Here is a 25,382-nt window from a genome sequence, read left to right on the forward strand (position 1 = left end):
TTTTTTGATGGAGAGTTTGATCCTGGCTCAGGATGAACGCTGGCGGCGTGCTTAACACATGCAAGTCGAACGATGATGCTGGTGCTTGCACTGGTGGATTAGTGGCGAACGGGTGAGTATCACGTGAGTAACCTTCCCTTGACTCTGGGATAAGCCCGGGAAACTGGGTCTAATACCGGATATGACTGGTCTCCGCATGGGGGCTGGTGGAAAGCTTTTGCGGTTTTGGATGGACTCGCGGCCTATCAGTTTGTTGGTGAGGTAATGGCTTACCAAGACGATGACGGGTAGCCGGCCTGAGAGGGTGACCGGCCACACTGGGACTGAGACACGGCCCAGACTCCTACGGGAGGCAGCAGTGGGGAATATTGCACAATGGGCGCAAGCCTGATGCAGCGACGCCGCGTGCGGGATGACGGCCTTCGGGTTGTAAACCGCTTTCAGCAAGGAAGAAGCTTTTTGTGACGGTACTTGCAGAAGAAGCGCCGGCTAACTACGTGCCAGCAGCCGCGGTAATACGTAGGGCGCGAGCGTTATCCGGAATTATTGGGCGTAAAGAGCTCGTAGGCGGTTTGCCACGTCTGCTGTGAAAGCCCGGGGCTCAACCTCGGGTGTGCAGTGGGTACGGGTAGGCTGGAGTGCAGTAGGGGAGACTGGAATTCCTGGTGTAGCGGTGAAATGCGCAGATATCAGGAGGAACACCGATGGCGAAGGCAGGTCTCTGGGCTGTTACTGACGCTGAGGAGCGAAAGCATGGGGAGCGAACAGGATTAGATACCCTGGTAGTCCATGCCGTAAACGTTGGGCACTAGGTGTGGGGGACATTCCACGTTTTCCGCGCCGTAGCTAACGCATTAAGTGCCCCGCCTGGGGAGTACGGCCGCAAGGCTAAAACTCAAAGGAATTGACGGGGGCCCGCACAAGCGGCGGAGCATGCGGATTAATTCGATGCAACGCGAAGAACCTTACCAAGGCTTGACATGGACCGGATCGCTGCAGAGATGCAGTTTCCCTTCGGGGCTGGTTCACAGGTGGTGCATGGTTGTCGTCAGCTCGTGTCGTGAGATGTTGGGTTAAGTCCCGCAACGAGCGCAACCCTTGTCTTATGTTGCCAGCACGTGATGGTGGGGACTCATGGGAGACTGCCGGGGTCAACTCGGAGGAAGGTGGGGACGACGTCAAATCATCATGCCCCTTATGTCTTGGGCTTCACGCATGCTACAATGGCCGGTACAGTGGGTTGCGATACCGTGAGGTGGAGCTAATCCCTAAAAGCCGGTCTCAGTTCGGATCGAAGTCTGCAACTCGACTTCGTGAAGTTGGAGTCGCTAGTAATCGCAGATCAGCAATGCTGCGGTGAATACGTTCCCGGGCCTTGTACACACCGCCCGTCAAGTCACGAAAGTTGGTAACACCCGAAGCTCATGGCCTAACCAGTTTTTTGGGGGGAATGGTCGAAGGTGGGACTGGCGATTGGGACTAAGTCGTAACAAGGTAGCCGTACCGGAAGGTGCGGCTGGATCACCTCCTTTCTAAGGAGCTTGGGCCCGAGTGGGGTCCGCCCTCTTGATGTGGCCGAATGTGCTGCTGGGGGGTTTGCTCATGGGTGGAATTTTCAATGAATGCTCCGCGTGTCGGGGCCATCACGGTGGTGATGCTGGCTGGGTGTGCTGAAGTACCTGTTGGTTCCCTGTGGGGGGGCTGGTGGTGGAAAAGGTGTGCTGGTTGGTGTTGTTGTTGTGGTGTGTGGCGCACTGTTGGGTCCTGAGGCTATAGGCCTTTGGATTGTGGTCCTTGCTTTTGTGGCTGCTGCAGGCTGTGTGGTCTGTGGTGGTTGGGGTGGGGGTTGTTGTTTGGGAACTGCATAGTGGACGCGAGCATCTTTTTTGTTTGTTTGTGTATTTTTTGTGTGTCGTAAGTGTTTAAGGGCGCATGGTGGATGCCTTGGCAACAGGAGCTGATGAAGGACGTGGGAATCTGCGATAAGCCTGGTGGAGCTGATAACCGAGCGTTGAGGCCAGGATGTCCGAATGGGGAAACCCGGCATGCTGTAGTGGTGTGTCACCCCACGCTGAATGTATAGGCGTGGTGGGAGGAACGTCGGGAAGTGAAACATCTCAGTACCGGCAGGAAGAGAAAACAAGAGTGATTGCGTGAGTAGTGGCGAGCGAAAGCGTATGGGGCTAAACCAGTGGCGTGTGATACCCGGTGGGGGTTGCGTTGCTGGGGTTGTGAGACCACCCGTGGAGGATCCACCGGTCCTCTGGGTTGAGGTGTCGGCGTATATGCGAAGACTGTTGAGACGGTCACCGTAGAGGGTGTGAGTCCCGTAGTGGTAATGCGTACGGCCGGCCTGTGGTGTGTTCTCGAGTAGCACGCGGCTCGAGGAATCGTGTGTGAATCTGCCAGGACCATCTGGTAAGCCTGAATACTCCCTGTTGACCGATAGTGAATCAGTACCGTGAGGGAATGGTGAAAAGTACCCCGGGAGGGGAGTGAAAGAGTACCTGAAACCATGTGCCTACAATCCGTCAAAGCATGCCCGTGTGGTGTGTGATGGCGTGCCTTTTGAAGAATGAGCCTGCGAGTTAGTGCTCAGTAGCGAGGTTAACCCGTGTGGGGTAGCCGTAGCGAAAGCGAGTCTGAATAGGGCGTTTTTAGTTGCTGGGTCTAGACCCGAAGCGGAGTGATCTACCCATGGCCAGGGTGAAGCGTGTGTAAGAGCACGTGGAGGCCCGAACCCACCTAGGTTGAAAACTGGGGGGATGAGCTGTGGGTAGGGGTGAAAGGCCAATCAAACTCTGTGATAGCTGGTTCTCCCCGAAATGCATTTAGGTGCAGCGTTGAGTGTTTCATCCTGGAGGTAGAGCTACTGGATGGCTGATGGGCCCTACAAGGTTACTGACGTCAACTAAACTCCGAATGCCAGTGATGTGAGAGCTCAGCAGTGAGACGGTGGGGGATAAGCTTCATCGTCGAGAGGGAAACAGCCCAGACCACCGGTTAAGGCCCCTAAGCGTGTGCTAAGTGGGAAAGGATGTGGAGTTGCTGAGACAACCAGGAGGTTGGCTTAGAAGCAGCCACCCTTGAAAGAGTGCGTAATAGCTCACTGGTCAAGTGATTCCGCGCCGACAATGTAGCGGGGCTCAAGCACACCGCCGAAACTGTGGCATTCAGCCCTCGTTGTGGGGGTTGGGTGGGTAGGGGAGCGTCCGACACTGCGGTGAAGCAGCAGCGTAAGCTTGTTGTGGAGTGTGTTGGAGTGAGAATGCAGGCATGAGTAGCGAAAGACACGTGAGAAACGTGTCCGCCGAATGACTAAGGGTTCCAGGGTCAAGCTAATCTGCCCTGGGTTAGTCGGGGCCTAAGGCGAGGCCGACAGGCGTAGTCGATGGATAACGGGTTGATATTCCCGTACCGGCGAAGAACCGCCCACGCGAAACTACTGAGACTAACCACCCGAAACCATGCTGATGGGCGCCTTTGGTGCCCACGGTGTGGGACTAGCGTGGGACCTGATGTGGTGGAGCGAGCGTATTAACAGGTGTGACGCAGGAAGGTAGCCGGGCCCAGCGATGGTTGTCTGGGTCTAAGAATGTAGGGCGGACCATAGGTAAATCCGTGGTCTGTGTGCCTGAGATTTGATGGGCCCCACCTTTGGGTGGGGATCCGGTGATCCTATGCTGCCAAGAAAAGCATCGACGCGAGGTTTTAGCCGCCCGTACCCTAAACCGACACAGGTAGTCAGGTAGAGAATACTAAGGCGATCGAGAGAATCACGGTTAAGGAACTCGGCAAAATGCCCCCGTAACTTCGGGAGAAGGGGGACCACCCTGGTGCCCAGCCCTTCGCGGTTGGTAGCTGGTGGTGGTCGCAGAGACCAGGGGGAAGCGACTGTTTACTAAAAACACAGGTCCGTGCGAAGTCGTAAGACGAGGTATACGGACTGACTCCTGCCCGGTGCCGGAAGGTTAAGAGGACCTGTTAGCGGCTTTGGCTGCGAAGCGGAGAATTTAAGCCCCGGTAAACGGCGGTGGTAACTATAACCATCCTAAGGTAGCGAAATTCCTTGTCGGGTAAGTTCCGACCTGCACGAATGGAGTAACGACTTCCCCGCTGTCTCAACCGTGAACTCGGCGAAATTGCACTACGAGTAAAGATGCTCGTTACGCGCAGCAGGACGGAAAGACCCCGAGACCTTTACTATAGCTTGGTATTGGTGTTTGACATCACTTGTGTAGGATAGGTGGGAGACGTCGAAGCCCTCACGCTAGTGGGGGTGGAGTCATCGTTGAAATACCACTCTGGTGTTGTTAGGCATCTAACTTCGGGCCCTGATCGGGTCCAGGGACAGTGCCTGGTGGGTAGTTTAACTGGGGCGGTTGCCTCCTAAAGAGTAACGGAGGCGCCCAAAGGTTCCCTCAGCCTGGTTGGCAATCAGGTGTTGAGTGTAAGTGCACAAGGGAGCTTGACTGTGAGAGAGGCATCTCGAGCAGGAACGAAAGTTGGGACTAGTGATCCGGCGGCACCGTATGGAAGGGCCGTCGCTCAACGGATAAAAGGTACCTCGGGGATAACAGGCTGATCCTGCCCAAGAGTCCATATCGACGGCATGGTTTGGCACCTCGATGTCGGCTCGTCGCATCCTGGGGCTGGAGTTGGTCCCAAGGGTTGGGCTGTTCGCCCATTAAAGCGGTACGCGAGCTGGGTTTAGAACGTCGTGAGACAGTTCGGTCCCTATCCGCTGCGCGCGTAGGAGATTTGAGAAGGTCTGTCCTTAGTACGAGAGGACCGGGACGGACGAACCTCTGGTGTGTCAGTTGTCCTGCCAAGGGCACCGCTGATTAGCTACGTTCGGGATGGATAACCGCTGAAAGCATCTAAGTGGGAAGCCGGCTTCAAGATAAGATCTCCATCACCCTTTGAGGTGTGAAGGCTCCCAGTAGACCACTGGGTTGATAGGCCAGAAATGGAAGCACAGCAATGTGTGCAGTTGACTGGTACTAATAAGCCGACCACTTACACACCACCCCACCCCCATTGAGCCCCGAATCCATCACCCTTTGAGGTGTGAAGGCTCCCAGTAGACCACTGGGTTGATAGGCCAGAAATGGAAGCACAGCAATGTGTGCAGTTGACTGGTACTAATAAGCCGACCACTTACACACCACCCCACCCCCATTGAGCCCCGAGAGGGACCATAAGGGGGAGTATGAGGGGGCCAGGCAAACACGCTGCAGCATTCGTGTTGAAGTGTTCTATGTGCTACGCGTCCACTATGCGGTTCTGAAACAACAACAGACCACACCAGAAAACCACATATCCGCACCACCCAAGACTTACCCACCCCCACCCCTGTGAAGGGGGTGGGGGACGGGGTTGAAAGAGTTACGGCGGTCATAGCGTGGGGGAAACGCCCGGTCCCATCCCGAACCCGGAAGCTAAGACCCACAGCGCCGATGGTACTGCACCCGGAAGGGTGTGGGAGAGTAGGACACCGCCGGACACAACATAAAGACTGAGGCCTGAGCACGGCAACGACGCCGCGTTCAGGCCTCAGTTGTGTCTCTGCCGATTTCTTGCAGAGTGCCGTGCCGCGATAGACTCAATACTTGTCACATGGCGCCACGGGGTGTAGCGCAGCTTGGTAGCGCGCGTCGTTCGGGACGACGAGGCCGCAGGTTCAAATCCTGTCACCCCGACCATATGGAGTCTCAGCCCGCTGCCCGGGCGACCTGGTGTCCTCGGCGTGCTGCGTCGAGGACCTGCCCACTTTCCACAGATAGGCTGAGTTGGTGACAGATCAAGGTCCAGCACCAGAGAATGGACAGCAGCAGAGAATGCTGAAGTATTCGGCCTCCGCTGCAGCGTTTCTGATTGGGTTTGCGGTGCTGCTCATTCTCATGCTGCCAAGCCCCTGGGCGTTCGCTGCTGGTGCCGTGGTGGGCGGTGCCGCTGCAGGCGGGACGTACGGGATGCTCTACGGCCGCGAATTGAGCCTCCAGCGCAGAAGGGCCGAGTTGACCAGCCAACAGCAGTCCCTCCGAGAACGCCTGGGCGAGCTGAAGGCAACAGTCCGGAGCAGGGCCCATCAGTTTCCCCCCTCGAGCCACGGCCAGCTGCGGATGACAGTAGTCGGGCTTGAGGAGATCGTCGACCGCTGGGCCACCCTGGAGCGAGCTCCCGAACAGCAGGATGCGGTGTTTCACACCATCTCTCGGCATCTGCCACGCACTCTGGATCTGTTCTTAGGGTTGCCGGACTCGGCGAAACCGAAGCACGCTGCAGAGTTCAAAGCGCAAATCAATCTGGTCGCTGAGGCTGTGGCCAAGACGCGGGACCAAGTGGTTAAGCGGGACCTGCAGTCACTGAAGGCTAACCGGGCGTTACTGGAAGAGGCGCTCACCGACCCCGATGAGCGCCTCTTCACAGACCATGACCTATAACCGCTGGTTCAGCGCAGCACCTCATAGGCCGGAATGGTGAGGTAGTCCTCGTAGTTCTCCGTGTCCAGCACCAGCTGCCGGACGACATCGGCAGCTGGCTCGAAGTACTTGCTGAACGTCTCGGCGTCGTCGATCTCGGAGCGCAGGCGGCTGACTTCGTCGCTGAGGAGTTTCTCCACCAGGTCCTTCGTCACCGGCGCCCCGGTATCAGCGGTCACGGTCTGGTTATGGATCTGCTGCCAGACCTGGGAGCGGGAGATCTCGGCGGTGGCGGCGTCCTCCATGAGATTGTGAATGGCGACCGCGCCGTTGCCGGAGAGCCACACAGCGGTGTAGTAGACGGCGACGTAGAGATTGGTGCGGACGCCTTGTTCGGTGACTTCGCCTTCTGCGGCGCCGATATTGAGCAGATCCTGCGCTGAGACCTCGACGTCGTCGCGCTGTCGGTCGAGCTGGTTGGTCTTGTCTCCGAGGACTTTGCTGAACTCCTCCGCGCAGAGGTCCACCATGTCCGGGTGGGCGACCCATGATCCGTCGAAGCCGTCCCGGGCTTCTCGGGCCTTGTCGTCGCGCACCTTTTCCATGGCCTGTGCGGTGACCTCAGGCTCGCGCCGGTTTGGGATGAAGGCCGCCATGCCACCCATGGCGAATGCTCCGCGGCGGTGGCAGGTCTTCACCAGCAGCTCGGTGTAGGCGCGCATGAACGGCTGAGTCATGGACACCTGCGCCCGGTCCGGGAGCACAAAGTCTGAACCCGAGGCCCGGAAATACTTGATGATGCTGAACAGGTAGTCCCAGCGCCCCGCGTTGAGACCGGAAGCGTGTTCACGCAGCTCGTAAAGGATCTCGTCCATCTGGAAAGCTGCCGGAATGGTTTCAATCAGCACCGTGGCGCGGACGGTGCCATGGTCGATTCCCAGCCTCTCCTCCGCGAAGGTAAAGATGTCATTCCACAGCCGGGCCTCTAAGTAGTGTTCAAGCTTCGGCAGGTAATAGAACGGGCCGGTCCCCTTCTCGCTCAGGACTTTAGCGTTGTGGAAGAAGTGCAGTCCGAAATCGACCAACGCCCCGATCGCGCGTTCGCCGTCGATAGTGATGTTCTTCTCTGGCAGGTGCCACCCGCGGGGACGCACCACGACCACCGGCAGCGGCACGTCGTCGCGGAGGGTGTACTGCTTTCCCTCGGGGGAGGTGAACTGCAGCGTGCCACGGGCGGCCTCGTAGAGGTTCTTCTGTCCTGAGACGACGTTCTGCCACGAGGGAGACAGCGCATCCTCCAAGCACGCCAACCACACTTTCGCGCCGGAATTGAGCGCGTTGATGGCCATTTTCGCCGGAGCTGGCGGTCCCGTAATCTCCACCCGGCGGTCAGCCAGGCTCTGGGGCTGCTCGGCAACTTTCCAGTCCCCTCCGCGCACTTCAGCCGTCTCTGCGGGAAAGTCCATGGCGCCGGTTCGGGCGGCCTGCTGCTGGGCGGCGTCGCGGTTGCTCAGCACCTCGTTTCGGGTCTTCGCGAACCGTGCGTGCAGCTCTTCAACAAATTGCAGAGCCTCATCGGTGAGAATCTGCTCGGTACCTTCGGCCTCATAGGGGGCGTTGACGGAGATGGTCATGAATTGCTCCTTCAGATCACTGTGACGGGTGGTTGCGCTATGCCTATTTCTATGTCATAGAATCCATACTATGGAAGAAACGGTCCGGGATACGGACTCGGTCGCGAGACGCCAACCCCAGCGCGTCCAGGTGATCGAGCGCGCCTTCGGGCTGCTGGATGACCTCGTCCAATTCAACGGAAGCGCCACTGCCGGCGAGCTGAAGGCTGCATCCGGACTGGCAGGCCCTACGGTGCACCGCCTCCTCCACACGCTGATCGGCCTGGGGGTGGTTCATCAGCTGCCCGACAAACGCTACGCCCTCGGGGCCCACTTGGTGCCGCTGGGTGAGGGAGCCACGCGCCAGTTGGGTGGACTCGCCGTACCGCAGATGCAGTCCCTGGTGGCAGAGCTGGGTGAGAGCGTGAATATGGCCGCCATGGAGTCGGAGATGGTCGTCTACATTGCGCAGGTCCCCTCGCCGCACTCTATGCGTATGTTTACCGAAGTGGGGCGCCGGGCCTATATGCACTCCACCGGCGTGGGCAAAGCGATGCTGGCAACGATGTACCCGCAGCGGGTTCGCGAAGTGCTGGCCTCCACCGGCATGCCCGCGATGACCCCCAAGACTCTGACGCGCCCTGACGCGCTTCTCGAGCAGTTGCCCATCATCTCCCGTCAGCGGTACGCGTTGGACGATGAGGAGCAGGAGATCGGAGTCCGATGCCTGGCGGTCTCCATTCCGCACGGGCCCACGCGCATGGGCCTGTCAGTTTCAGGCCCCACTGCGCGCATGGATGACGCCTTCGTCCGGCATGCGGTCCCGCTGATGAACCGCACTGCAACAGAAATTGGGCGTAAGCTCCTGCGGCGGTAGTCGCTGACCGGCACCGCCACCCGCAGTGCTTCTGATGGTCGGTCTCATCTCACGACCGAGCTCAGCAGCAGACTTGTCTCGGAGTTCATGATTCCTTTGACTCCGCGCAGCCGGGTCAACAGAGCATCGAACTCCTGAAGGTCACGGCACGAAATCTCCGCCACAAGGTCCCATGCGCCGTTGGTGGTGTGCAGAGCAGTAATTTCCGGGTAGCCCCGCAACTCCGCAATGACCTGACTGGTGGCCCGTCCAAAGAGCTCAATGAGGCTGATGGCCCGGATCTCGGAAATTTCTTGCGGGTTCCGGACGCGCACACTGAACCCGACAATGACTCCCTCCGCAGTCAGGCGATCGATGCGCTTTGTCACCGTGGCTCGGGAGACTCCCAGCCGGTCCGCCAGGACCGAGACTGGCGCCCGCCCATCGCGCCTGAGCTCAGAAATCAGTGCCCGGTCCACATCACTGAGACCATCCATAACAATATGCTACTCAAATGGTCACAATCTGTTCAATGGTTTGGCAAAAATGTCTCGAAGTGGATATTTCGCTTGCACATCGATATCCGTACTCTTGATTTATACCCTGTAAACACCAGTGACGGAGGCCTTGGAGTGACCGAATTTGTGGACGTGAAGAACATGACGCGGTGGATCCAGCGCGACGGCGTGGAGCCGATCATGGCCTCGATGGTCGAGTACCTTGAAGCCGACTTCGCGCGTTGGGAAGCTTTCGACAAGGTGGCGCGGGTGGCCAGCCACACGCCCTTTGGTGTCATCGAGCTGATGCCCACCTCGGACACCAAGGAGTATGCATTCAAGTACGTCAACGGCCACCCGTTCAATCCCGCCCGGGGTTTCCAGACAGTGACTGCCTTTGGCATGCTCGCCGACGTGGACAACGGGTACCCCACTTTCCTTGCCGAGATGACGCTGCTCACCGCCCTCCGCACGGCGGCCACGTCAGCGATGGTCGCTCGGCGAGTGGCCCGCCCCGGGGCCCAAGTGATGGCGATGATCGGTGCCGGATCCCAGGCAGAGTTCCAGGCTCTGGCCTTCCGAGCCCTGATGGGTATTGATCAACTGCGTGTCTACGACGTCGACCCCGCTGCGGTGGAGAAGCTTCGCCGCAACCTACAGCCCCTGGGTTTCGACATCCAGGAGGCCGGATCGACGTCGGAATCCGTCGTGGGTGCCGATATCGTGACTACGTGCACCGCTGATAAAGCCCGCGCCACCATCCTGAGCAGTGAGCAGGTGCCCGCCGGGGTGCATATCAATGCCGTCGGAGGTGACTGCCCGGGCAAGACAGAGCTCGACCCCGAGCTGCTGCGCCGCGCCAAGGTGTTCGTGGAGTTTCCGGAGCAGACGCGTGTTGAGGGTGAGATTCAGCAGATGGCACCGGACTTTCCGGTCACCGAGTTCTGGAAGGTTCTCACCGGTGCGGAAGAGGGTCGGACCTCCGCTGAGCAGATCACAATTTTTGACTCCGTGGGCTTCGCGATTGCGGACTTCTCGGCGTTGCGCTGTGCCCGCGACGCGACTGCAGGAACAGATCTGCAGACCTACATCGACCTGGTGGCAGACCCGGAGGATCCCAAGGACCTGTTCTCTCTGGTGAACACCTTGAAACCGGTGGGCTAGTGATGAGCGCCGAGCTTCTCACCGCAGCACACCTGGTGCCCATCCAGTCGCCGTCTCATGTGGTGATGGTGCGGCCGCACCGGTTCTCCGTCAACCCGGACACCGCCGCTGACAACGCCTTTCAGCGAAATCTCACTCAAGGAGGGAGAGCGGCAGCGGAGCAGGCCTACCGGGAAAGCACACAGCTGGCGGAGGCGTTGACCCGGGAAGGCATCGGAGTCACGCTGGTTGACGATGAGCAGGGCCTGAGCCCGGACAGCGTCTTTCCCAATAACTGGTTCACCACCCATGCCGACGGCCGGGTGGTGTTGTGCCCCATGTTCGCGCCAAACCGCCGGCATGAGCGCCGCTCAGACGTGCTGGAGCTGCTGGCGCGCGAGTTCGAGATTCGTGAGGTGTTGGACTTCAGCGCCGAAGAGGACGGCGGCGAGTTTCTCGAGGGGACCGGATCCGTGGTCATCGACCATCGGCGTGGCGTCGCGTTCGGGTGTCGCTCACACCGGTTGACCCCGCGACTGTTTCAGCGTTACTGCGCGGAGCTGGACCTGGAGCCGGTGCTCTTCGACGCCGTGGACTCCTCCGGGACGCCGATCTATCACACGAACGTGATGATGAGCGTGGGAGAGACCGTCTCCGTACTGGCCAGCGGACTAATCCCGCAGCCGGCTGAGCGCGACGGTGTGCTCAATCAGCTGCGGTGCTCGAGCGAGACGATTGTGGATCTGTCGGAATCGCAGGTCCAGCAATTCGCGGGCAATGTGCTTCAGCTGACCGGCTCCGCCGGTCCTGTTCTGGCGATGTCCACGACCGCTTACCGCGCACTCCGGGCGGACCAAGTTGCGGCTATCAGACGCACCTCCCGGATTCTGACCAGCGATGTCTCCACCATTGAATCCTCCGGCGGGTCCGTGCGCTGCATGCTGGCCGGAGTTCATCTGCCCCGGCGCCAGTGAGAGGCGAATTCTCTCAGGAATACCAGGCGGAGGCGTCCTCGTCATTCCCGGCGTCGTCGTCCTGGGTGCCAGATGAGTCAGCGCCCAGCTCCAACTGTTTCATCACGTCGGTGGGCGGGTTGACCATCAGAATCGCTTCATCGCGGTAACCTCGCAGCTCCTCCTCGATAAATGACGGAAGGGCCTCTTCCAATGGGACGTCCCGGCCCTCACGCTCGGAGCGCTGCCAGCGGTAGTCCAGCAGCTGGTGCATGATCTCTGCAGGTTCAAGCTTGTTGCGCAGTTCTCGCGGAATCCTGTTGATGATCGGCTGGAACACCTGTTGGGTCCACATGTGGGCCGCCACGGCTTCATCCCCGTGCGGATCGTGGGCGGCTCGGTAGGCATCGATTGCTCCCAACAGCCGCCGGGCCTGGTTTTCCTGCACGTCGAGACCGGTCAGTGCCATCAGCCTGCGCTGATGGTGTCCCGGATCCACCACTTTGGGCCGCAGTAGGAGGCGGCCAGCATCGCTGGCGGAACGAATATCGTACTCCTCCACATCGAAGCCCAGTTCATTGAGCCGCCGGATCCGCTCCTCCATCAGCCACTGCTGATCGGGATTGAATGCCGTGTCACCGGTGAGTTCATGCCACAGACCCCGGTATGAGTCGATGAACTGCCCGCTGGTGGCCACGGCGTCGACGTCCTCATCGACAAACCCGCCTTCCATGAGGTCCATCAGCTCACCGGCAATGTTGATCTGCGCGACCTCCAGGTCGTATTCGCGCTGGCCGGTGGAGAGCTTCGGATGCAGCTCACCGGTTTCGGCATCCACCAGATAGGCCTTGAAGTTTCCAGCATCACGGCGGAAGAGGGTGTTGGACAGTGAGACGTCACCCCAGTAGAAGCCCAGCAGGTGCAGCTCCACCATCAGCAGTGCCTGGGCATCGATCAGCCGCTGAAGCGTGGCCTTGCGCATCATTTGGTTGAACACCGCGCGGTAGGGCAGTGAGAAGCGCAGGTGCCGGGTGACCAGTGCTGGTGAAAGCGGCTCCCCGTTTTCGTCGGCCCGCCCTGTCACCTCCGCGACCGGTTTGACGCAGGGAGCCCCGAGCCGCCCCAGCTGGCGCAGCATGCGGTATTCGTGCCGGGCGGCGCGCTCCGAGGTCTCCTTGATGGCGATGACCGACCCCCCCAGATAGGCGAACCGCACAATATGCCGCGAGATGCCCCGCGGTAGAGCGGCCAACACATCGGCGGGCCACTGGGCCAGCGGCAGCTGCCACGGTAGGTCCAGCAGCTCTTGGGGGATGGTGCCCGAAGCAGTCAGGCTCAGTCCGGTGGCGGTGCTCATGGTCCAAAGTCTAGGCGTAAGCACTTCCCTGAGGGGAGGACTCCGCCTGCGGTGCTGATCAGCTGGCGCGGTCCCTGAGCTGGGCGATGCGATGCAGGACTTCCGCAAGATTGGCGGGCTCGGGGACCCGGAAGTCCGCTCGGGTTTCACCAGGGCCGACCTTGAGCCCCACATCCCCCTCCCGCAGCACCGCAAATCCCTGCTCATCGGTGACATCGTCCCCGGCGAAGAAGACCGCATCAGCGGAGGTCAGCTCGCGAAGCTCCTCAATCGCCTCACCTTTGGAAGACTGCACCACCAAGGCTTCGAGGACCTGTTTGCCCTCTTTGATGTGCGCGCCGTCCACCAACGCGAGTGCGCTGCGAGCCTGGTCAAGGACAGCCTCGCCCAGGGTGGGGTCATCCATGCGCCGGACATGGATGGCCCCACCCGCCGGTTTGTGCTCCACCCAGGCGCCCTCATGCTCGGCCGCCACAGTCTCCAGGGTGCTCAGCACCTCCCGGCGCTCGGCGGCCTGCTCGTCGTCGAGCTCCAGCCCGGCCGAATCAGGGCCCAACCACCGCTCCGCGCCGTGGGAGCCGAACAGCAGCGCCGGCGCAGGGGGACTGGCCAGTTCCTGCAGCGTCTGGAGCGGCCGGCCAGAGACATAGGCCAGACGCACCCCGTCCACCTGGGCAAGCCGTTCGAGGGCCTCAGCGTTGACTGGAACAGGACGAGCCGCCGCGGCGTCGGCGACCAGTTCCGCCACGCAGCCATCGAAATCGACACATACCAGCAGGGTCTGCTGTGCGGCGAAATCCTGCAGAGCGGCGTCCAATTCGGGGGGAATTGCCATCTTCAGTCTCCGTTCACGAGGGTGCCTGTGTCTCAGTGGCCGATTTCACCGCTGGAACAGGTCGGATTGTCACATTGCACGGGCAGAATCGACCACTGAGCCGAGTGGGCAGGAGCAGAATCAGCCATCAGTTCGGTGGGTGTGCCGCACTACAGCTCATGGAGCCGGTGCATGAACTCCTCCGCCCAGCGTTGCACATTGTGGCTGACCACCTGGCGGCGCAGGGAGCGCATGCGTTTCTGCTCGTCCTCGCGGTCCAACACTGCCGCCTGCACTATGGCGGCTTTGAGCTCGTCGATGTCATGCGGGTTGATCAGCAGAGCCTGCCTGAGCTGGTCGGCAGCACCGGTGAACTCACTGAGCACCAGGACACCGGTGCCATCGCGCCGGGCGGCCACGTATTCCTTGGCCACCAGGTTCATCCCGTCACGCAGCGCGGTGACCAGCATGACGTCGGCTGCCAAATACAGCGCCACCATCTCCTCAACGGGATAGGAGTGATGCAGGTACCGAATGGCGGTATGGCCCATCGTGTCGAACTCGCCGTTGATCCGGCCCACGGCCAGTTCGATCTCGTCGCGCAGCCGCTGGTAGGTCTCCACACCCTGGCGCGAGGGAGAGGCGATCTGCACCAGTGCGTGTTTGCCCACGCGGAGCTTGCCCTCCTGGAGGAGCTCGTCGTAGGCCTTCAACCGGTGGCGAATGCCTTTGGTGTAGTCCAGCCGGTCCACTCCGAGGAAGATCGTGTCCGGGTTGCCGAGTTCGGCGCGGATTTGTGCGGCGCGGGAGATGATCTTGGGATCGTTGGAGAGCTCCACTATCCGGTCGGTGTCGATCGAGATCGGGAAAGCTGTGGCTTCCGAGGTCCGGAAGGTCCCTTCAGCCGGTACTGACAGCTGCCGGGGCGCGGTGCCGCGGGCTGGGTCGGCGGTGAAGCCTTCCAGGGGCGCTGCGGCGTCGTCCTCCCACGGAACAAAGACCCTGTCTGACTTGATGTAGAAACCCAGCCTGGCGCGGACGGCGCGCTGAAAGTTCTTAGCGTCGGACTCCCGCTGGAAACCGATCAGATCAGCACCGAGCAGTCCCTTCATCACCGCGTGACGCCACGGCAGCTGGGCGAAGAGACCCGGCGGGGGAAACGGGATGTGGTTGAAGAATCCGATCTTGACGTCCGGGCGGAGTTCTCGCAGCATCTGTGGGACAAGCTGCAGCTGATAGTCCTGAACCCACACTGTGGCATTCTCTGCGGCGACCTTGGCTGCCGCCTCCGCGAATCGCTGATTGACCTGCTGATAGGCGTCCCACCAGTGCCGGTGGAACAGCGGACGGGCAATGACGTCGTGATAGAGCGGCCACAGGGTGCCGTTGGAGAAACCTTCGTAGAAGTCTTCGACCTCCTGCCCGCTCAGCGGCACCGGGTGGAGGTGCATGCTGTCGTGGTCGAAGGGCTCCAAAGTTTCATCTGCGGCGCCGTGCCAGCCGACCCAGGCGCCTCCTGAACTGGACATGATCGGAGCTAGGGCGGTGACCAGTCCGCCCGGGGAACGCTGCCAGCCTGTGGAGCCGTCCTTGGCGGTGACTCGGTTGACCGCCAGCCGGTTGGCGACCACTACGAACTCGTACCCGGCCTGGTAGGCGTCCTTTTCGACAGTCTCCGTCATGGCGTGTGCGCCCCTTTCGGCTCTTTGTTTCACCCTACCCCGAGCGGTTCGACACGAACGGTATTCTGGTAGCTGTCGTTCACAATCCGCAGACCGTCATCATTGGGAGTCCCTTCACCTATGGCACGTAATGGAGCCAGCGCGCGCGAAAAGGCCCGCAAACTGCAGCAGGAGCAGGAGCGCAAGCAGAAGATGCAGTCTCTGCTGCTGCGCATCGGCGTCGTGGTGGTGGCAGTCGCAGTAGTGGTCGGTCTGACGCTTTGGGTCGTCAACCGCGATGACAACGGTAGCTACACCGAGGGTCCGGCGCCCGCTGCAGCCAATGAGCAGGGCGGGTTCGTGCTCACCTCCTCCTCCGAACTGGCCGAGGGTGATGACATCGGCACCGTAGATGCGGAGGACTTGGAGGGCGTCCCGGCGGCGGAATCGCCGGAGGAGCCGCCAGTTGGGGTCGAGCCGCGTGAAGAGGGCGAGCCCCCGCATGTGGTGATCTACACCGATGCGGCCTGCCCGGGCTGCGGCAGCTTTGAGTCCGCCTACCACCAGATGCTCACCGATTGGGTGGACGCAGGCGCGATCACCCTCGAGTACCGGTCCGTTCAGTTCCAGCCGATGGCCTACTCAGCGCGCGCCGCCAATGCTTTCGCCTGTATGGCAGAAGAGCATCCAGAACACTATTCACCGTTCCTCGGGACCGTCACCGCTGAACGGGCACAGGGTGCGGAGTATTCGAACGAGGAGCTCGCTGGCCGTGCGGAGAACGACTACGGGGTGGACATCTCCGACTGCATCGAGGGTGGAGACTTCCGCGCCTTCGTCAGTTACACCACCGGCCTGGCCAGCGCCAACGGCGTGACAGCGACACCGACTATCTACGTCGACGGCGAGGAAGTCCAAGACATTATGGCCACCGGGGAGGTCATCCTCGCTGCCGTGGAGGAATACCAGAGTGAGACCGGCGAGGACCTCACCGATGAGCTCGAAGATGATGTAGAGGACGTCGAGGAAGAGGAGATAGACGAGGACGACGCCGCCGACGAGTAGTACTGACGGTGGTGCGCCTGACCTCTCAGTTGGTCAGAACTGCCGACCCGGCGCTAGAATAATGTGTTGGTGCTGCGCCCTCTTGAGCAGCCCACGCCTCCTTAGCTCAGCTGGTAGAGCAACTGTCTTGTAAACAGTAGGTCCTCGGTTCGAACCCGGGAGGGGGCTCCGCTAAAATCCCGACTCAGACGCATTTGACTAGCTCACAGTTCGAACGTTTGGGCAACGTGGTTCGTACTCGGTACGGCGGATTCTTCCCATCACCGAAATGACGCTCTCCTCGGCGGCGGGCATCCACCCGGCAAGTTTCCCAAGCTAAGGCATAGGGAAGGGTTTGTCCTTGCGGGAATCTGCGTTTTTCTCGGTGCCCTCAGCTCAGACCGTTCCTTTTCACACTTAGACGTCAGAGAGGAGCATCGAATTCCACTGCCAACGCATACGTGAGAAAAGAGGTCGTGGTCTGAAATGCGACGGGGGTCTCCCGTCGAGGCGCCACCATCCGGCGAGGTCTCCGGGGTGGAGGAGGCCTCTGGGGATCTGGAGGAGCCATCGGAGGCGGAGTTCTACCGCATTACCATCGGCCTCTCCTGAAGAGGGGGCACGGCCCGTTCCGTATTGGCGAACTGGACTCCCGATGCTGCGATCGGGAGCGGAGCGTTTCGTAATCGCACATGGTCGTCACGCTGGGCGATGTCACTTAGATCGAGAAGTGTCGGTCATTTGTTCTTCTACAGCTGGCCAGACCTGCTTCAGCACGTCTGCCCAGGTGATCACTCCGAGGAACCTTTGGCCATCCCTCACTACAGCCAGTTGCTCACTGTTTGACCGCATCTGTAAGAAGGCCTCGTAGACCGAGGTCTCGGAGGCGACGACGAGCGCCGGCCGAGCGAATTCTTCAGCCAGCTGATCATCTGCTGCGTCCAAAGTGTCTCTCACGTGGACCACACGGGGGGGCTGTGGTCGTTCTGGAGCGATGAGAATCCGCAGATGGCCGCTGACTTGGGCGGCGACTTGGACGTCGGCGACCGTCGCGGTAGCCGGGACCTCGGTAGGGGTTCTGCTCCGGGTAGCGATCACATCCGACACCTTGACCGATTCGAGCCCGATGATGCGCGAGATCTGAGAACCCGAGGCTTCATCAAGGACACCTGCAAGGGTGGAGTCGTCGACGAGGCGCTGAATGGTCTGGGAATCATAACCGGCGGCTGCTGCCCGATTGACCGGCTCAACGCCTGTGGCAGCGACAAGTCGGTTGGCCATGTTGTTGATCCAGGCCAGCAGTGGACGGAATGCGCTGATAAAAGCGCGTGCTGGCAGTGCTATCAATCGTGCGGAACGTTCAGGGTGTGCAATAGCCCAGGATTTCGGCGTCATTTCACCTACGACTAGGTGCAAGAACGTCACAAGAATCAAAGCCAGAGCAAATGCAACAGGATCTGCGATCCACGGCGGCAATCCCCAATTGGTGAACAATGGCCTCATGGCATATTGCACTGCAGGTTTGGTAATTGCGCCAAGTGCGAACGTGCAAGCCGTAATGCCTAACTGGGCACCGGCGAGCATGAGGGTGAGCTCGTTGAGGCTGCGCAAAGCAGCTCGAGCTGAGGCACTGGACTCTGCGTTTTCTTCTAACCGGTGCCGCCGCACAGCTAGTAGGGCAAACTCGATGATGACGAAAAAAGCCGACAAGACGATCAGGCCTACAGTGATGACAGACACCAATAGTGGGTTCACTGCGCATCACCCTTATCAACGCTCAAGGTTTGCCTGATCGTGAGCGCCAGCTTATGCGGAACATGCTTATCGACACTTAGCACCGTGACATGGAGCTCTCGTGGCACAACCTCGTCCTCACCGTATTCAGAAGAGGAAGGTGGAATCGCCAGCGTCACAGTCTCGCCAACTTCTAAGAGGTCACCTGCATGGGCCATGAGGAGGCCCGCGAGCGTCTCGTAATCCCCCGATGGCAGATCACAGCCCATTCGCCGCTCAACCTCGTCTAGGTGGATGTCGCCATCAGCTTCCCACCGGCCTTCCTTTATCTCTATCAGCTCGGCCTCTTCCTCTTCATCGTGTTCGTCAGTGATCTCCCCGAAGATCTCCTCCGCAAGATCCTCTAAGGTGACGATGCCCGCAAATCCTCCGTACTCGTCGATGACACAAGCCATGGCGGACGTCGTCTCTTCAAGTCTCTTGACCGCCTCCGGCAGGGGCATCACAGTGGGAATGATTACGGGCTCACGCATCAGCTGGGTGACCGGAGAGTCTTCCGTGAGCGTGGAGGTGAGTACATCGAGGAGGTGGACGACCCCAACTGGTTGGTCGTCTGCATCGATGACCGGGTAGCGGGTATGCCCGTTGGCCATGTGAGCCCGGATTTCACCGACAGTGGTCCGAGGTTGGATAATGTCCGTCCGGGAGCGGGGGATCATGGCGTGCTCGACGTCGTGCTGCGGAAAGTCCAGGACCCTATCCAGCGTCAAATACAACTCTTCAGGAAGTTCACCAGATTCTCGCGAAGTGAAGACGATGTGCTCGAGGTCCTCTGCCGTAGCGTTTGAATCCACGTCGTGGACCGGTTCAATACGCATCAGTCGTAGTAACGCATTCGCGGAAACGTCAAAGACACTGATCAGCCACCCGAAGACCAAAAGGTAGACCCGGGTAGACCCAGCCAATGCCTGAGCCAAAGGAGCAGGATTCGCGATGGCGTAGTTCTTAGGAAATAACTCCCCAAAAATCATCTGCACCACTGTCGAGACCGCAAGCGCGATTGCCGTGCCCACCGTGATACTGACTGCTGGGGCAATGCCAACGCCCCCGAATATCACGCCCAGGGATCGGCCAATGAGCGGCTCCGCAATGGTGCCCACCAGTAAGCCAGTGATGGTGATACCTAACTGAGCGCCAGAGAGCATGAATGACGTTCGCTCAGTGACCTTGAGAGCTCTTTCCGCAGCCCGATCTCCTGAAGCAGCGCGGGCACGGAGCTTATTGCGGTCTACAGACATATAGGCAAATTCTTGAGCCACAAAGTAGCCATTCGCCGCGATAATGATCAGTGTGAGTACTACTCCAGCAAGGAGACTCAGAAGCGCAGTCAGCACGAGACGTCGACTCTCGGCCGTTGGTCAGATTCCACTGAAGTGGAAGCACCTCCCGGAAGATGAGTATTTGTATCCAGGATAGTACTTGCTAACCGTGAAAGTGCACGTAGACGTTGTTCAGGCGGCACTAGAGATCACCATGGAGGATGAAGTTGGGAAGGTGACCTCCTTGGTCCCCGAGGAATCGGTCGATCGCTACAGCTCGCTCTGCACGAACCTGGAATTGGCCCCTTAGTCACGGGGCCTAGGTCGGGCTCACTCTGATGCCGAGCCTGCAGGGGACTTGGTTCTGTGGATGTACAGGCTCTGAGTGGCGCTGCCTTAGGCATTGATAATGCCGAAGCTGAGCATGATGTACACGAAGAGGCCCAGTATGATCCGGTAACCCACGAAGAGGGTATAGCTATTGCGGGAGACATAGGCGAGGAACCAACCGATGATCACGTAGGCGACCACGAACCCCACCGCGGTGGCCAGGATGGTGTGCCCCATGGAGTAGGGGCCTGACTGTTCCCCGAACGCTCTCACGAGCTTGTAGAACCCGGAGCCGAACACCGCCGGGATCGCCAGTAGGAATGAGTATCGGGCGGCAGCCTCACGGGTGTACCCCATCAGCAGGCCCGCGGTGATCGTCCCTCCGGACCGGGAGACACCGGGGATCAGTGCCATCGCCTGGGCGAAGCCGAAGATGATGCCGTCCCGGACGCTGAGCTGCTCCAATGGTTTGCGCTGCTTCCCGATGCAGTCGGCGAAACCCAGCAGAATGCCAAAGGCGATCAGCGTGGTCGCCACGATCCAGAGACTGCGGAAGGTGGACATGATGTAGTCCTCCAGCAGCAGCCCGAGCACCACTATCGGAATAGTACCGACGATGATCAGCCAACCCATTCGGGCGTGAGGGTTAGTGTGGGACCCCCGGCCGAAGACTGCGGAGAACCATGCTTTGAGGATCCGGACAATGTCGCGCCAGAAGTACACCAGCACTGCAGCCTCTGTGCCGAGCTGGGTGATGGCGGTGAACCCCGCACCCGGATCCTGGGCGCCGGGCAGGAACTCCCCGACGATCCGCAGGTGAGCGGAGGATGAGATAGGGAGAAACTCCGTCAGACCCTGAACCAGGCCCAGAATGATCGCTTCGAACCATTGCACCCAGTGAGTCTACAGACCGTGAGGAGTCACAAGACGGCTTACCAGAATCACGTGGTGGCCCAGACATGAGATGGAGTTGGTTATTCACCGTGCGAATGGGCTACTTCCAGCGAAAACAGATGTGATCGGGGTGCCCGTCGCCTTCGCGTCGGCCCAAGGGGTAACCGTCTCTCGCCAACACCTGCACACACCCCTAAATGCTGAGGCCCGTCATCAGCCGCTCCACCCAGTCAAGGCCCAATCCAAGCCTGCGGTGGCGGTCATTTCGCCTCACCGAGGTCGAAGAAGAAGTCTGCGGTACGCGATGGGTATGCAGAACGCTTGGCACGGGCCGAGCACAACCGGTAATGGCCGGCAGTGGTAGGATTTTTCTGACAAGGGGTTTCCCCCACATGCCGTGGTGAGCGGGCGTTCGTCGACCTAATGGAAGAAGCAGGTCCTCGGTTCGAGCCCGGGAGGGGGCTCGGAAGCCTGGAGCGCCCAAAGGAGCATCTTGTGGAATCCATCTCACGGGTCCGGGCGCCCGAAGAGTCTGCTGCTGACCCGGGTCCGTTGGTGATGGACGATGGTCGGCTGCCGAGGGTGCACAAACTGACTATCGGTGCGCTCTTGATCGCCGCTTTCGTCATGATCCTCAATGAGACGCTCATGAATGTGGCGCTGACTCCGCTCATGGACAGATTCCAGGTGGCGGAGACGACCGTGCAGTGGCTGACCACGGCGTTCATGCTGACACTTGCGGTGGTCATTCCGACCACCGGGTTCATTATCGGCCGGTTCAGTCTTCGCAGTGTCTTCACCGCAGCCATGATCCTGTTCATCGCCGGCACCGCACTCAGTGCTGCGGCTGCCGGATTCAGCTTCCTCGTGGCTGGGCGGGTGGTTCAGGCGGCCGGTACGGCCATCATGCTTCCACTCCTGATGACCACAGTGCTCACGCTCGTGCCGCTGCGTCGTCGGGGGGTGGTGATGGGCAATATCGCGATCGTCATCTCTGTGGCGCCGGCGATCGGGCCGGCATTGTCAGGTTTTATCCTGCACTTTGCAGAGTGGCGGTGGCTGTTCCTCACTATCCTTCCGATTGCGGTCATCGCGTTATTTCTGGGGCGCCCTCGGCTGACCACTGAACCCGGGGATGCCGGGCGTCCGCTGAGTGTGGCGTCCCTGCTGCTTGCAGTGCCCGGGTTCGGCGGCCTGGTCTACGGCATCAGCCAGATCGGCGGAGGCCACGGCACAGAGGACGTTGGGTCGGCGGCAGAAATCCACGGCGTCGATCCCTTGGCTCTCGGTGTGCTTCTGGCGGGGCTCATCTGCCTGATCGCATTCGCCCTGTTGCAGGTGCGCCTGCAGCAGACCGACTCAGCCCTGCTGAGCCTGAAACCATTCAGGTACACCATGTTCACTCGAAGTCTGCTGATGATGCTGCTGATGGTGGTGGCGCTGTTCGGGGCGCTCATCCTGCTTCCGCTGTTCCTCCAATCAGTGCGCGGGCTGGACACCTTGGCCACCGGGCTGCTCATGCTCCCCGGCGGTCTGCTGATGGCACTGGTGGCTCCGATTGTCGGCCGGGTGTATGACCGGGTGGGACCGAAGCCGCTGGTGATCCCGGGAGCGTCGCTCTTGATCGTCGCGCTGTTCGGCATGAGTCTGCTGCAGCCGGACACCCACCCGTGGATAGTGCTGGCTCTGCACCTGGTCCTCTCCTCAGGCTTGGCGCTGCTTTTCACGCCGGCGTTCACCACTGCCATGAATCCATTGCCGCAGCCGCTGTACTCCCACGGATCTGCGGTGCTCAACACGCTGCAGCAGTTAGCGGCAGCTGTAGGCACCGCGGCCCTGGTGGCTCTGGTCGGCATTGGGGCCTCTCAGGCGGCGGCACAGGGTGCTTCCCCCGATCAGGCGGTGCTGGAAGGTTTCCGTCTTGCTTTCCGTTCCGCAGCCGTCCTGAGCGTCGGGACATTGCTTCTGGCGATGACCCTGCGTGCGACAGCACCGGAGTCGGCTGGAGCTCCGCCCCGACGCTGAGGCTGGGGGTGTTGCTCGGGGCCGAGGCCAAGCGGGCCGAGTCACTCCTCGAGGGTGTCGGCAAGGCGGCCCACCACTGCTGCGATTTCGGGGCCGAACATGCGAGTGTCATTGTGGTCTGCTGCGGGGATCACCTCATGCTCCACCAGGTTCGGCGCTGCTTCGGCGACGTCGGCGCTGAGGTGGCTGGGGACCACGGAGTCGCGCTCGGCACGGATGACAGAGATCGGGACCTGGGTCTGGGAGACATGGTGAATCACCGGGAAATCATCACGCAGAATGGTGCGCACCGGTAGCCAGGGATAGTGTGTGCGGCCGACGTCGGCCAGGTCAGTGAACGGGGAGCGAAACACCGCGGCTGCTGGCGGATGCTTGGACAGCAGACCCGCGATCACGCCACCGCCGATGGACTCTCCGAAGTAGATGGTGCGTTCGGGCGGATAACCCTGGTCCCGGAGCGCCTCGACAGCAGCTGCGCCGTCACGCAGGAGGCCCTCCTCGCTCGGGGTGCCCGGATTGGTGCTGTAGCCGCGGTAGTCCAGGACCAGCACTGCGAAGCCTTCCTCCTGCAGGGCGTCGGCCAAGCCAGCCCGTGATTCGCGGTTGCCGCCGTTACCCGGGGCCATCAGGACTGCGAAGTCTCGGTCCTCTGCGGAGGGATCGGCTGGGGCGAACCAGGCACCGAGGGAGAGGCCGTCAGAGGTCTCCAGGGTGAGGTCCTCACCCTCGGTGAGCATTGCCGCAGCTGAGGGGACCTCCGAGGTGTCCGGAAAGTAGATCAGCGAGCGTTGAAGAAGCCAGAGCGCGCCGATCACCAGCACGGCGGCAACAACCACCCCAGCTGCGCCGAAAAAAATCCTCCGGCTGCTGCGGCGGACGAGGGACGGACCAGAAGGTGCCATGACCCCATCGTCGCCGATGAGGGCCGTGGGGGGCGACCCGATTGCGTATAGGACTGAAGTGTGGCCAGGGGTGGGGTGTGCCAGGCAGTGAGGTGGGCGGGGAGAAAGTGAACGCAGAAGAAGGGGACCAGCCCGCACCGAGCTGGTCCCCTTCCAGCGAGCGGTGTCACTCGCTGTGTCGCACCCAAGTGCTTTGAAGCTTACCCTGAGCTTTTCTGATTACGCAACATCGATATTGCGGAATGTGCAATGCGGTACCGTCAGTACTGTCCGAGGGGAGCTTCCGGGCAGAAGCTGAGATCGCGCCGGACGCAGGCGCGGAACCCTATGAACCTGACGCGGCTCATACCGCCGGAGGGAAAGGAACGTCCGATGACCCTGTTTCAGCGCCTAAAAAAAGCCGCCGACGACGAGTGGGCCGCCTATACTCATCACGACTTTGTCCGCCAGCTGGAAGCCGGCACTCTGCCGCCGGAGGCGTTCCGGAACTACCTGATCCAGGACTACCTGTTCCTCATCCAGTTCGCCCGGGCCTACGCCTTGGCGGCCTATAAGGGCCGGACCCTGGCCGACGTCACCCAAGGCCTGCGCGGGCTGTCTGCCTCAGTCGAAGAGACAGAGCTGCATGTACGGCTCTGCGCACGATGGGGGATCAGCCGCGAGGACATGGAGGCCACACCCGAGCACCCGGCGACAGTGGCCTACACCCGGTACGTGCTGGACGCTGGCAACCGCGGCGACCTACTGGACCTTCATGTCGCACTGGCTCCGTGCGTGGTCGGCTATGCGGAAATCGGGGCCCGGTTGCAGCCGGTGCTCGATGACCACCCCGATCACCCCTACGCCGAGTGGATCGCGGAGTATGCTTCCGAGCAGTCGCAGCAGCTGGCAGCGGACGCCGTGGCCGAGCTCGACTCGCTGGGGGCACGCTTCCTTCCGGAAGCTCGCTTTGGCGAGGTGGCCGAGACGTTTGCCACGGCCACACGTATGGAGTCGGCGTTCTGGCAGATGGGACTGGAGTTGGCTGACGCTGAGCGCTGACCAAGGCGGTGAGCAGGGCGATGAGTGGGAGTTCAGGAATAGTTCCCACCTGTGACTGTTGTGCAGGGTATGGCTGATCAGCGAAAAGTTGTCATTATCGGCGGGCACGGCAAAATCGCTCTGCTGGCCGCACCCAAACTTGTGGACGCCGGATTCACAGTGGAGTCCATCATTCGCAAGCCGGAGCAGCGGAGCGAGGTGGAGGCCACGGGAGCCTCTGCCGTGGTTCTTGACGTCGAACACGCTACTACTGATGAGCTGCAGGACGCCTTCGCCGGCGCCTGGGCCGTGGTATTTTCTGCCGGTGCTGGCGGCGGCAATCCCGCGCGAACCAAAGCCGTTGACCAGGAAGCTGCCATCCGTAGTATGGAGGCCGCCGGCGCAGCCGGGGTACGACGGTACGTCATGGTCTCCTATGCTCGGTCTGAGGTGGATATTCACCACCTTGACCCGCAGAGTTCCTTCTATCCCTACGCCGCGGCCAAGCATCAGGCGGACAACTACCTGCGCCACACCGAGCTGGACTACACCATTTTGGGGCCCGGAACGCTGACCACCGAGCCGGCCTCGGGGAAGATCACTGTGGTAGACGCTGAGGCTGCGGCACGAGCCAGCTCCGCCGGTGGTGCAGAAGCAGTGGCGACCTCACGGGGGAATGTGGCAGAAGTGATTGCTCATGTTCTCACTACTGATGCCGCGCGCCGCAGAACCGTCAACTTCTTTGACGGAGAAACCCCGATTGCTGAAGCCATTCGCTGAGTTGGGTCACTCACT

At 60.7% G+C, this 25,382-nt stretch carries 18 protein-coding genes, 2 tRNA genes, 3 rRNA genes and 1 riboswitch; of the genes, 14 read left to right on the forward strand and 9 right to left on the reverse strand.

Annotation, left to right across the window (positions count from 1 at the left end):
• The first annotated feature begins 4 nt into the window (after window positions 1–4).
• The 5 genes from FEF27_RS09770 to FEF27_RS09790 all read left to right on the forward strand — a co-directional run bounded on the left by FEF27_RS09770 (window position 5) and on the right by FEF27_RS09790 (window position 6,446).
• Window positions 5–1,532, forward strand: a 16S ribosomal RNA gene (locus tag FEF27_RS09770).
• A 380-nt stretch (window positions 1,533–1,912) separates the two neighbouring features.
• A 23S ribosomal RNA gene (locus FEF27_RS09775) occupies window positions 1,913–5,027 on the forward strand.
• Between the two features lie 362 nt (window positions 5,028–5,389).
• Window positions 5,390–5,506: ribosomal RNA gene (rrf, locus tag FEF27_RS09780) — 5S ribosomal RNA — on the forward strand.
• The 16S, 23S and 5S rRNA genes sit together here with 1 tRNA gene alongside, the layout of an rRNA operon.
• 122 nt (window positions 5,507–5,628) lie before the next feature.
• Window positions 5,629–5,705: transfer RNA gene (locus tag FEF27_RS09785), tRNA-Pro, on the forward strand.
• 135 nt (window positions 5,706–5,840) lie between these two features.
• The gene (locus FEF27_RS09790; RefSeq protein ID WP_166429987.1) at window positions 5,841–6,446 is read left to right on the forward strand and encodes a hypothetical protein; all 606 of its coding nucleotides are present in this window, start codon (window positions 5,841–5,843) and stop codon (window positions 6,444–6,446) included.
• 8 nt (window positions 6,447–6,454) lie between these two features.
• On the opposite strand, the gene aceB is transcribed toward FEF27_RS09790, so the two are convergent.
• The gene (gene aceB / locus FEF27_RS09795) at window positions 6,455–8,059 is read right to left on the reverse strand and encodes a malate synthase A (RefSeq protein WP_138170681.1); all 1,605 of its coding nucleotides are present in this window, start codon (window positions 8,057–8,059) and stop codon (window positions 6,455–6,457) included.
• A 70-nt stretch (window positions 8,060–8,129) separates the two neighbouring features.
• On the opposite strand from aceB, the gene FEF27_RS09800 reads away from it, so the two are divergent.
• Window positions 8,130–8,915, forward strand: coding sequence for an IclR family transcriptional regulator (locus tag FEF27_RS09800; RefSeq protein ID WP_138170682.1), 786 nt, complete (start codon window positions 8,130–8,132; stop codon window positions 8,913–8,915).
• 44 nt (window positions 8,916–8,959) lie between these two features.
• Here FEF27_RS09800 and FEF27_RS09805 read toward each other — a convergent pair whose 3' ends face one another.
• Window positions 8,960–9,391 (reverse strand): Lrp/AsnC family transcriptional regulator, encoded by a 432-nt coding sequence (locus FEF27_RS09805; RefSeq protein ID WP_138170683.1) that lies wholly within the window; start codon window positions 9,389–9,391, stop codon window positions 8,960–8,962.
• Window positions 9,392–9,526: 135 nt separating this feature from the next.
• On the opposite strand from FEF27_RS09805, the gene FEF27_RS09810 reads away from it, so the two are divergent.
• Window positions 9,527–10,555: an ornithine cyclodeaminase gene (locus FEF27_RS09810; protein WP_279526794.1), complete on the forward strand. Its 1,029-nt coding sequence runs from the start codon at window positions 9,527–9,529 to the stop codon at window positions 10,553–10,555.
• A 2-nt stretch (window positions 10,556–10,557) separates the two neighbouring features.
• Window positions 10,558–11,508, forward strand: a complete 951-nt coding sequence (gene ctlX / locus FEF27_RS09815; protein WP_138170685.1) for a citrulline utilization hydrolase CtlX — start codon at window positions 10,558–10,560, stop codon at window positions 11,506–11,508.
• A gap of 13 nt (window positions 11,509–11,521) precedes the next feature.
• Here ctlX and FEF27_RS09820 read toward each other — a convergent pair whose 3' ends face one another.
• The 3 genes from FEF27_RS09820 to FEF27_RS09830 form a co-directional block, all read right to left on the reverse strand.
• Entirely contained in the window at window positions 11,522–12,844 is a 1,323-nt protein-coding gene (locus FEF27_RS09820; protein ID WP_138170686.1) for a DUF4032 domain-containing protein, read from the reverse strand.
• Between the two features lie 58 nt (window positions 12,845–12,902).
• On the reverse strand, window positions 12,903–13,679 hold the full coding sequence (gene otsB / locus FEF27_RS09825; RefSeq protein WP_138170687.1) for a trehalose-phosphatase: 777 nt from the start codon (window positions 13,677–13,679) through the stop codon (window positions 12,903–12,905).
• A 149-nt stretch (window positions 13,680–13,828) separates the two neighbouring features.
• Complete coding sequence (locus tag FEF27_RS09830) at window positions 13,829–15,340, reverse strand: alpha,alpha-trehalose-phosphate synthase (UDP-forming) (protein WP_138170688.1); 1,512 nt, start codon at window positions 15,338–15,340, stop codon at window positions 13,829–13,831.
• 120 nt (window positions 15,341–15,460) lie between these two features.
• Here FEF27_RS09830 and FEF27_RS09835 point away from each other — a divergent pair, with 120 nt between their 5' ends.
• From FEF27_RS09835 to FEF27_RS13795, 3 genes are all read left to right on the forward strand, one after another.
• Entirely contained in the window at window positions 15,461–16,384 is a 924-nt protein-coding gene (locus FEF27_RS09835) for a thioredoxin domain-containing protein (protein WP_138170689.1), read from the forward strand.
• A 95-nt stretch (window positions 16,385–16,479) separates the two neighbouring features.
• A tRNA-Thr gene (locus tag FEF27_RS09840) sits at window positions 16,480–16,552 on the forward strand.
• A 297-nt stretch (window positions 16,553–16,849) separates the two neighbouring features.
• On the forward strand, window positions 16,850–16,975 hold the full coding sequence (locus FEF27_RS13795; RefSeq protein WP_279526795.1) for a hypothetical protein: 126 nt from the start codon (window positions 16,850–16,852) through the stop codon (window positions 16,973–16,975).
• A 102-nt stretch (window positions 16,976–17,077) separates the two neighbouring features.
• Here FEF27_RS13795 and FEF27_RS09845 read toward each other — a convergent pair whose 3' ends face one another.
• The 3 genes from FEF27_RS09845 to FEF27_RS09855 form a co-directional block, all read right to left on the reverse strand.
• Window positions 17,078–18,103, reverse strand: a complete 1,026-nt coding sequence (locus tag FEF27_RS09845) for a CNNM domain-containing protein (protein ID WP_243729193.1) — start codon at window positions 18,101–18,103, stop codon at window positions 17,078–17,080.
• Between the two features lie 11 nt (window positions 18,104–18,114).
• Window positions 18,115–19,491 (reverse strand): hemolysin family protein, encoded by a 1,377-nt coding sequence (locus FEF27_RS09850; protein WP_138170691.1) that lies wholly within the window; start codon window positions 19,489–19,491, stop codon window positions 18,115–18,117.
• A gap of 321 nt (window positions 19,492–19,812) precedes the next feature.
• The gene (locus tag FEF27_RS09855) at window positions 19,813–20,640 is read right to left on the reverse strand and encodes an undecaprenyl-diphosphate phosphatase (protein WP_138170692.1); all 828 of its coding nucleotides are present in this window, start codon (window positions 20,638–20,640) and stop codon (window positions 19,813–19,815) included.
• 495 nt (window positions 20,641–21,135) lie between these two features.
• Here FEF27_RS09855 and FEF27_RS09860 point away from each other — a divergent pair, with 495 nt between their 5' ends.
• Window positions 21,136–22,665, forward strand: a complete 1,530-nt coding sequence (locus FEF27_RS09860) for a DHA2 family efflux MFS transporter permease subunit (RefSeq protein ID WP_243729194.1) — start codon at window positions 21,136–21,138, stop codon at window positions 22,663–22,665.
• A gap of 41 nt (window positions 22,666–22,706) precedes the next feature.
• Here the strand turns inward: FEF27_RS09860 and FEF27_RS09865 are convergent, their stop codons facing one another.
• The gene (locus FEF27_RS09865) at window positions 22,707–23,567 is read right to left on the reverse strand and encodes an alpha/beta hydrolase (protein WP_138170693.1); all 861 of its coding nucleotides are present in this window, start codon (window positions 23,565–23,567) and stop codon (window positions 22,707–22,709) included.
• A gap of 263 nt (window positions 23,568–23,830) precedes the next feature.
• Window positions 23,831–23,945, forward strand: a riboswitch (TPP riboswitch).
• Here FEF27_RS09865 and FEF27_RS09870 point away from each other — a divergent pair.
• Both FEF27_RS09870 and FEF27_RS09875 read left to right on the forward strand, forming a co-directional pair.
• On the forward strand, window positions 23,940–24,608 hold the full coding sequence (locus FEF27_RS09870) for a TenA family protein (RefSeq protein WP_138170694.1): 669 nt from the start codon (window positions 23,940–23,942) through the stop codon (window positions 24,606–24,608). It overlaps the preceding riboswitch by 6 nt.
• A 69-nt stretch (window positions 24,609–24,677) precedes the next feature.
• Window positions 24,678–25,367, forward strand: coding sequence for an NAD(P)H-binding protein (locus FEF27_RS09875; protein WP_138170739.1), 690 nt, complete (start codon window positions 24,678–24,680; stop codon window positions 25,365–25,367).
• The last annotated feature ends 15 nt before the right edge of the window (window positions 25,368–25,382 follow it).

The sequence above is a fragment of the Nesterenkonia sphaerica genome (assembly GCF_005771565.1).
In the GTDB taxonomy this organism is placed as follows: domain Bacteria; phylum Actinomycetota; class Actinomycetes; order Actinomycetales; family Micrococcaceae; genus Nesterenkonia; species Nesterenkonia sphaerica.

What these genes read in the sequence shown, in the direction of transcription:
- FEF27_RS09790 (WP_166429987.1), top strand. Translation starts at nt 5,841, where the DNA reads ATGCTGAAGTATTCGGCCTCCGCTGCAGCGTTTCTGATTGGGTTTGCG.
- aceB (WP_138170681.1), bottom strand. Translation starts at nt 8,059, where the DNA reads ATGACCATCTCCGTCAACGCCCCCTATGAGGCCGAAGGTACCGAGCAG.
- FEF27_RS09800 (WP_138170682.1), top strand. Translation starts at nt 8,130, where the DNA reads ATGGAAGAAACGGTCCGGGATACGGACTCGGTCGCGAGACGCCAACCC.
- FEF27_RS09805 (WP_138170683.1), bottom strand. Translation starts at nt 9,391, where the DNA reads ATGGATGGTCTCAGTGATGTGGACCGGGCACTGATTTCTGAGCTCAGG.
- ctlX (WP_138170685.1), top strand. Translation starts at nt 10,558, where the DNA reads ATGAGCGCCGAGCTTCTCACCGCAGCACACCTGGTGCCCATCCAGTCG.
- FEF27_RS09820 (WP_138170686.1), bottom strand. Translation starts at nt 12,844, where the DNA reads ATGAGCACCGCCACCGGACTGAGCCTGACTGCTTCGGGCACCATCCCC.
- otsB (WP_138170687.1), bottom strand. Translation starts at nt 13,679, where the DNA reads ATGGCAATTCCCCCCGAATTGGACGCCGCTCTGCAGGATTTCGCCGCA.
- FEF27_RS09830 (WP_138170688.1), bottom strand. Translation starts at nt 15,340, where the DNA reads ATGACGGAGACTGTCGAAAAGGACGCCTACCAGGCCGGGTACGAGTTC.
- FEF27_RS09835 (WP_138170689.1), top strand. Translation starts at nt 15,461, where the DNA reads ATGGCACGTAATGGAGCCAGCGCGCGCGAAAAGGCCCGCAAACTGCAG.
- FEF27_RS13795 (WP_279526795.1), top strand. Translation starts at nt 16,850, where the DNA reads ATGCGACGGGGGTCTCCCGTCGAGGCGCCACCATCCGGCGAGGTCTCC.
- FEF27_RS09865 (WP_138170693.1), bottom strand. Translation starts at nt 23,567, where the DNA reads ATGGCACCTTCTGGTCCGTCCCTCGTCCGCCGCAGCAGCCGGAGGATT.
- FEF27_RS09870 (WP_138170694.1), top strand. Translation starts at nt 23,940, where the DNA reads ATGACCCTGTTTCAGCGCCTAAAAAAAGCCGCCGACGACGAGTGGGCC.
- FEF27_RS09875 (WP_138170739.1), top strand. Translation starts at nt 24,678, where the DNA reads ATGGCTGATCAGCGAAAAGTTGTCATTATCGGCGGGCACGGCAAAATC.